The organism is Dokdonella sp. (assembly GCF_039926425.1).
Classification (GTDB): domain Bacteria; phylum Pseudomonadota; class Gammaproteobacteria; order Xanthomonadales; family Rhodanobacteraceae; genus Dokdonella_A.
In genome coordinates this window covers 1-4,365 of record NZ_JBDSWZ010000144.1, presented here as the reverse complement: position 1 = coordinate 4,365, position 4,365 = coordinate 1, and the positions used below count along the sequence as shown (strand labels likewise).

Below are 4,365 nucleotides of genomic sequence, written 5' to 3'. Positions count from 1 at the left end.
GCGCCCATGCCGTAACCCTTGACGGTCTTCGCAAGGATCACCGTCGGCATGCCCTTGGTGTGCACCGCCTCGTGGTACGCCGCGTACACCTTGTGCGGATCGTGACCGCCGCGATTGAGACGCCAGATGTCGTCGTCCGAGAGGTTCACCACCATCTCGCGCGTCTCCGGATATTTGCCGAAGAAGTGCTCGCGCGTGTACGCGCCGCCGAACGCCTTGCAGTTCTGGTATTCGCCGTCGACGGTTTCCATCATCAGCTTGCGCAAGATCCCCTTTGTGTCGCGCGCGAGCAGCGGATCCCAGTAGCCGCCCCAGACCACTTTCAGCACATTCCAGCCACCACCGCGAAACACGCCTTCCAGTTCCTGGATGATCTTGCCGTTGCCGCGCACCGGCCCATCGAGCCGCTGCAGGTTGCAGTTGACGACGAAGATCAGGTTGTCGAGGCCTTCGCGACCCGCCAGCGAAATGGCGCCGAGCGACTCGGGTTCGTCCGACTCGCCGTCGCCGAGGAAGCACCAGACCTTGCGATCACTCTTCGGGATCAGGCCGCGATGCTCGAGGTATTTCATGAAGTGCGCCTGGTAGATCGCCTGCAACGGGCCGAGACCCATCGACACGGTCGGTACCTGCCAGTAGTCGGGCATCAGCCACGGATGCGGATACGACGAAAGACCGTTGCCGCGACCGGCGACTTCCATGCGGAACAGATCGAGGCGGTCTTCTCCGATGCGCCCTTCGAGATAGGAGCGCGCGTACACGCCCGGGCTCGAATGACCCTGGTGGAATACGAGATCGCCCGGATGGTCGGCGCTGGGCGCGCGCCAGAAATGATTGAAGCCGACGTCGTACAGCGTGGCGCTCGATGCAAAGCTCGCAATGTGTCCGCCGAGATCGCCGGGCTTGCGGTTTGCGCGCACCACCATGGCCATTGCGTTCCAGCGGATCAGAGAGCGGATGCGCCACTCCATCGTCGCATCGCCCGGCATCTTCGCTTCCAGATGCGGCGGGATGGTATTGACGTATTCGGTGGTCGAATCAAATGGCAGGTGGCCGCCCTGGCGGCGCGTCTCGTCGACCATGCGCTCCAGCAGGTAATGCGCGCGGTCGGTGCCGTCGGCGCTGATGACGCCCTTGAGCGCATCGGTCCATTCCTGCGTCTCGCCCGGATCCAGGTCCTGGTCGAGGATCTCGTTGCGCTGATTCATGCGATCTCCGTTTGCGGCTTGCGCGTCGGCGCGTCGGCACGGAGATCCTCCTGCCGGAACGCGCGCGCGCCTGCCTCGATGAGCGGGGGATGCAAGTTTAGCGCACGGCGCAAGCCCCGCGTGGCCGCGGGCGCACAGCGCTACGTTCTTCGGAACAACGGGTTAGCCGCGACTTGTCGCGCCTGACCTGGCCGTGCGCGACTGCCGGTTTCCACCCCAGCCGTCGCGCACCGTCATCAATCGCGCGTTCGTACGCGCCCCAGTCCGCCACCCAGCATCAACAGGACCATCAGCGAGAGCATCCAGCGCGCGTCGACCGGCACGGATTGGATGGTTTCTCCGCCAGGGGTCACGGGGACGATCGTGGTCGCGGTCGAACTGATCTGGACTGTCTGGTCACTCGTCACGCTCGCCTGGTTGACCAGGCTTCCATTGAACGACGGCGCAATCGCAAAGGTCGTCGCTACCGTGATGGTCTGACCCGGAAGCAGGTCGCCCAGATCGCAGGGGAATCCACTGCTGCACGGAGCGTCCGCCGAGACGAAGGTGAGACCCGCCGGCGGAACGTCGCCGAGTACGGCATGCGTTGCCACCGCAGTCCCCGCGTTCGTCACGGTGATCGCGTAAACGATGCTGCCGCCAGGAACGGCGCTGGCAGGGCCGCTCTTCACAATGGTGAGCAACGGAGCGTTGACGGGTGTCGCGACCGTACTCGAACAGCGCGCAGCGGCCGGGCAGGCAGGATCTCCACCGCCTGAGACGCCTGCCGTATTGCTGAGCGTCGTACCGCTCGCAGCAGCCGTCGGCGTGACTTCAATGGTGAACACAACCGACGCGCCCGCGGCAAGACCGGCCGGAATGGTGCACGCGATCTGCTGGCCCACCGACGCGCAACCACCGGGCAATGCTCCGATGTCGAGTGCCGCAGGAACATCGTCGGTGACCACCGCTTCAGCGGACGTCGCTACCGTGCCTGAGTTCGTCACCGTCAACGCATAGCTCGCCGGTAGGCCGACCACGAAGCTGGCGTCGCTCGCTGTCTTCTGGATCGTCAGCACGGGCGCGTCGATCGGCGTCGTGACCGTGCTGGAACACTGCGTCGCGGCCGGACAACGCGGGTCACCACCGCCCGACACCGTTGCCGTGTTGGTCAGCGTGGTGCCGGCAGCAGACGCCATCGGTGTGACGGGAAGAGTGAAGCTCGTCGATGCGCCCGCGGCGAGACCTGCCGCAACGATGCAGCTCACTTGCTGACCTGCCGCGGTGCAGCCCGACGGCAGGACCCCGAGCGTCAACGTGCTCGGGACGTTGTCGATCACGACCGCCGCGGCGGTCGTCGCCGCATTGCCGGTGTTGGTGACGGTCAGCGTGTAGCTGGCCGGCACTCCGACCGCAAAACCGCCGTCACTCGCTGTTTTCACGAGGGTCAATGCAGGCGCGTCGACCGGCGTCATCACCGTCGAGGAGCACAACGCCCCGGCCGGGCAGCTCGGATCCCCACCGCCGGCCACCGTCGCGGTGTTGCTCAGTGTCGTACCGCTGGCATCCGCGAGCGGCGTGACGGCGATCAGGAAGCTCGTCGACGCGCCCGCTGCGAGGCCAGCCGCAATCGTGCAGGTCACCTGCTGTCCGGTCACCGAACACCCGGTTGACACCGCGCCGAGCGGGAGCCCGGTCGGGACATTGTCGGAGATCGTTGCTGCTGCGGTGGTCGCCGCGGCACCCACGTTGGTGACAGTCAGTGTGTAGCTTGCGGGAACGCCAACAACGAAGTTCCTGTCGCTTGCGGTCTTCACGATCTGCAGTGCGGGCGCGCCGACGGGTGTGTCGACCGTGCTGATGCAGTTCGGGTTGCCCTTGCCTGGACAGGTGGGATCGCCACCGCCCGCGACGGTCGCGGTATTGGTCAGCGTCGAACCGCTCGCCGCAGCCGACGGCGTGACCGCAATCGTGAAGCTCGTGGACGCTCCCGGAGCCAGGCCGCCAAGGACGGTACAGGTCACTTGCTGACCGGCGGCCACGCAACCGGGTGACAACGTGCCTATTACGAGATTGCCCGGGACGTTGTCGATCACCGCGGCATCGGCAGTCGTTGCTGTCGTGCCGATATTGGTCACGGTCAACAGGTAGCTCGCAGGCACTCCGACAACAAATGCGGCATCGCTTGCGGTCTTGACCAGCTGCAGCGCAGGCGCGCCGACCGGGGTCTTGACCGTGCTGCTGCAGTTTGCGGTCTTCGGGCACGTTGGGTCTCCGCCACCCGCAACGGTCGCGGTATTGCTGACCGAGGGCGTTGCGGCGAGCGTCGGTGTGACCGGAATGACGAACGTCACTGACGCACCCGCGGCGAGGCCGGCGGCAATTGTGCAATCGACCTGCTGTCCGCTTGCGCTGCAGCCGGTTGGCAACGTGCCGAGGGTCAGGCCGGCCGGCACGACGTCGGTGATTGTCGCTGCCGCGGTCGTACTCGCGCTGCCGGTATTGGTCACCTGCAACGCATAGCTGGCGGGCACGTCGACCACGAATGCAGCCGCGCTGGCGGTCTTGACGAGCGTCAACTGGGGAGCATTCACTGGCGTGGTCACGTCGTGCCTACAGCGCGCCGGCAGATCGGCAATCGGCATCCCGGCGGGGCAGCCTGGATCGCCACCTCCGGTTGCCCCGGCCGCATTTGTCACCGACTGGCCATTCAAGGTGTCGGTCGGCGTGACAGGAATCGTGAAGCTCACCGGTGCGCCCGTCGCAAGCCCTGCCGCAACGGTGCAGGTGACCTGCTGGCCCGTCGCGCTGCAATCGGTTGGCAGCGTGCCGAGAGTCAGACCGGAAGGCACGGTGTCCGCGATCGTGGTGATCGCAGTGGTTGGCGCGGTCCCGATGTTCGTCAATGTCAACGTGTACGTTGCAGGCTGACCGACCACGAACGGCGACGGCGTGGCTGTCTTGATCAGCTGCAACTGCGGTGCGGTCACGGTGTTGGTGACGGTGTCGTTGCAATGATCCGCTGACGGGCAGCTGGGATCGCCACCGTTGTTTCCGGTCGCCGTGTTGCTGACATTCTGGCCGTCCGCACTCGCTTGTGGCGTGACAGGAATCGTGTAGCTGATCGATCCGCCGACGGCGATTCCTGCAGGCAGCGCGCAGGTGATGACTTGCCCGG

1 protein-coding gene and 1 pseudogene are annotated in these 4,365 nt (G+C 65.7%); both read right to left on the bottom strand.

Features of this window, described 5'->3' with window-relative positions:
- Nucleotides 1-1,208 (bottom strand): annotated as a pseudogene (gene aceE / locus ABIV12_RS08640) (pyruvate dehydrogenase (acetyl-transferring), homodimeric type); the annotation flags it as partial.
- Between the two features lie 236 nt (nt 1,209-1,444).
- On the bottom strand, nt 1,445-4,365 hold a 2,921-nt coding region (locus ABIV12_RS08635), incomplete at its 5' end, for a hypothetical protein (protein WP_348058288.1).